This window comes from Psittacicella gerlachiana (assembly GCF_003585965.1).
In the GTDB taxonomy this organism is placed as follows: Bacteria; Pseudomonadota; Gammaproteobacteria; order Enterobacterales; family Psittacicellaceae; genus Psittacicella; species Psittacicella gerlachiana.
Genome location: NZ_NRJF01000092.1, coordinates 1 through 1,393 on the forward strand (window position 1 = coordinate 1; position 1,393 = coordinate 1,393).

Genomic DNA, 1,393 nt, shown 5'->3' on the forward strand with positions numbered 1-1,393 from the left:
GGAGCTTTTAACTTATTGATCTTTGAAGATTTTTATTTATTAGTCTTTATAACTTTGTTCTTATTGAGCTAAGCCTTTAATTTGAAGTCATACTTTAATTAAATTAGAGGTCAAATTCTTTTAATTATTGATAAAACTCTCTATTTACGTACACTTATAAACACCATTAATTCTCAGCCTCTTGATCCCCAGAATCTTGATTCTTACTTCGACGTCGCCAAAAGTGCTTTTTCTTTTCCGGTTCATCTTGTTCCGCAAAGTTCTGTACTATATCCACGAGATCAGGAGAGGTTTTTGCTTGATATGTCCCTTTAGCTTCGGCTTGGGCAACCATTTTTGGTTCAGGGTGAATAGTAATTAAAGCATCCGGAAACACAGCTAACAGCGTAGTTTCTAGTTCATCACAAATATCATGAGCTTCACGCAAGAGAATATTATTATCTAGCTCTAAGTGAAACTGAATGTATTTAGTATTGGCTGCTTGACGAGTTCTTAATTCATGAATCCCCAGCACTTGTGGATGCTTTTGAATGGTAAGTTCAATTAACTGTAAATCTTCTGCAGGTAGGACCTTATCAGTTAAACCATTAATCGCAGTTGTAATCATTTCATATACGGAATAGAGCATATAAATTCCGATAATGATTGCCAAGACTAAATCCACCTTAGCATAACCATAATGAGCAAAAATTATGGCAATCGCTACCGAACCATTCATGAGGCAGTCCATTTTATAATGAGCCTGATCTACCTTAATCATTTCTGAATCTGTCTGACGAATCACCTTTTGTTGGTATGTAACTAGGATTGCAGTCATAATAATGGAAATAATTAAAATGATTACTGAAGCTGTCGTCTTTTCAATCGGAATTGGCGTCGAAAAACGACTCACCGCACTCACTATTAACATTATTGCCAAAGTGGCAATAAAAATACTTTGCCCTAGAATCCCAAAGTACTCTAACTTTCCATGCCCAAAAGTATGATCTGCATCAGCTGGTTTTAGGGCTTTACGTAGAATCAGTAAATTAATGACACTACAAGCCACATCAAATACAGAGTCCATTAAGGAAGCATACAAAGAAATGGAGTTACTCATAATTACGACCGTTAACTTTATAACAATTAAAGTTAGGGCCGTGCAAATAGCAGCGATCGAGGCTTTACTCACAATCCGCTTATATTCTTGGGGAGATAAAGTTATTTTGCTCATTGCTTTATTCCTATTTGAGAAACAAAATATTTTTTACAGGCATTAAGTAAAATTACCAATACAATCTAAGTTAGAAATTTCATCTAAATTAGTTAAAAATTGCCAATACAATATAAATAAGAAATTGCCAAGTATGTTGATTCTTCTCAAAGACTAGTTGAATGAGAATACCAATGACTG

The 1,393-nt window shown here is 34.5% G+C and carries 1 protein-coding gene; it reads right to left on the minus strand.

All coding sequences use genetic code 11. The features are described 5' to 3' along the window. Positions 1 to 166 precede the first annotated feature (166 nt). Positions 167 to 1,213, minus strand: coding sequence for a cation diffusion facilitator family transporter (locus tag CKF59_RS03725; RefSeq protein ID WP_119534640.1), 1,047 nt, complete (start codon positions 1,211 to 1,213; stop codon positions 167 to 169). Positions 1,214 to 1,393: the final 180 nt, after the last annotated feature.